2 protein-coding genes are annotated in these 1,734 nt (G+C 73.0%); both read left to right on the top strand.

Features of this window, described 5'->3' with window-relative positions:
• The first annotated feature begins 182 nt into the window (after positions 1–182).
• Positions 183–971 carry an RNA polymerase sigma factor SigE gene (gene sigE, locus AOK16_RS24885; protein ID WP_079101771.1) on the top strand — a complete coding sequence of 263 codons (789 nt, stop codon included), beginning with the start codon at positions 183–185 and terminating at the stop codon, positions 969–971.
• On the top strand, positions 968–1,734 hold a 767-nt coding region (locus tag AOK16_RS24880; protein ID WP_055474328.1), incomplete at its 3' end, for an anti-sigma factor family protein. The genes sigE and AOK16_RS24880, both read left to right, overlap by 4 nt.

Raw genomic sequence — 1,734 nt, 5'->3', positions numbered from 1 at the left:
GTTGGCGGTAATGGCCCTCTCCTGTCCCCGTGGTTGACGCAACCGTGACTGTATCCGTTGGCCCGGGAACCCGCTGATGGGACCGTGCGTTACAGGGGGTGGGGACGGGAGAAGAGGGCGGGGGAGCGGTGGATAAAAAGAGGGTCAAAGATCCTTATCTGGAGCTAACGGGCGAGGTGGATATGGTAGGGGCCCTACTGGACACCAGAGCCGACAGGGGAGGTGCGGCTACGACGGGTGACCGGCGAGTGCTCAGGCGCTTCCGCAGGTCGGCCGGCGAGCCGAAATCCGTGACCGACACCGCTGACCGTTCCGGCGCCACCACCGACTCCGCACCGACGACCGCGAGCTTCTCCACCGCGTCCTTCGGTGAAGAGGCGGCCGTTCCGGCGTGGACCCCTCCCACCTGGGAGGAGATCGTCAGCACGCACAGCGCACGGGTCTACCGCCTCGCCTACCGCCTGACCGGCAACCAGCACGACGCCGAGGACCTGACCCAGGAGGTCTTCGTCCGGGTCTTCCGCTCGCTGTCCACGTACACGCCGGGCACGTTCGAGGGCTGGCTGCACCGGATCACGACCAACCTCTTCCTGGACATGGTCCGCCGTCGGCAGCGCATCCGCTTCGACTCGCTCGGTGACGATGCCGCGGAGCGGCTCGCCAGCCGCGAGCCGAGCCCCCAGCAGGAGATCCACGACGCCCACTTCGACGCCGATGTGCAGCAGGCGCTGGACACCCTGGCGCCCGAGTTCCGCGCGGCCGTGGTCCTCTGCGACATCGAGGGTCTGTCGTACGAGGAGATCGCCGCGACGCTGGGCGTCAAACTCGGCACGGTCCGCAGCCGGATCCACCGCGGCCGCTCGCATCTGCGCAAGGCGCTCCAGCACCGCTCGCCCGAAGCCCGTGCCGAGCAGCAGCGCGCGCTGGCCCCTGTGTTCCCGGGCCTCGCGGCGGAGGGCGGGACGGCGTGAGCGGATCAGGGGGCCTCAGCCCCGTCGAACAGCACCTCGGCGACCGACTCGCCGCGCTGGTCGACGGCGAGTTGGCGCACGACGCCCGCGAGCGGGTGCTCGCACACCTGGCGACCTGCTGGAAGTGCAAGGCGGAGGCCGACGCGCAGCGCCGGCTGAAGAGCGTCTTCGCCGAGGCCGCCCCACCACCTCCCACCGAGGGCTTCCTGGCCAGACTCCAGGGCCTGCCCGGGGGCGGCGGCGAGGGCGGCAGCGGAGACGGGGAGGGCGGCCCGCCCTTCGGCTCCGGCCCGGTCCTCGACGTACGGCACGGGGGCGGCGGCTTCGCCTACGCGCCGGTCGACGGCTACGGCCCGTCGAAGCAGGGCGGCTTCCGCATCCATGACGTCGAGCGCTCCTCCTCCCGCGGGCGGCGGTTCGCGTTCGCCGCGGCGGGCGCGGTGTCGATGGCCGCGCTCGCCCTGGGCGGCGCGCTGCCGCTGGAGGCGGCGGTCGACGGGACCCTGGCCCGCGGCGAGGACACCGGCGCGGCATCCCGCCCGGAGAGCACCGGCCGGGCGACCGGAGCGCCATCCGCGAGCGCCGCGGCATCGTTGACCGGATCCGAGAACGCGCTGCTGGCGGCGACGGGTTCGGGACACCGCACCAACCTGCTGGGCGTCCCAGCACCCCCCGCCCCGGTCCTCCAGCCGCCGCACGCGATGCACCGCTACTCCGCGCTGACGCTGCCGGCCTCCTCGGCGGCCCCGGCCACCCCGTCCAC

The organism is Streptomyces pathocidini (assembly GCF_001418495.1).
Taxonomy (GTDB): domain Bacteria; phylum Actinomycetota; class Actinomycetes; order Streptomycetales; family Streptomycetaceae; genus Streptomyces; species Streptomyces pathocidini.
The sequence above is the reverse complement of the archived record's forward strand: the minus strand, read 5'-3'. Positions and strand labels throughout refer to the sequence as shown.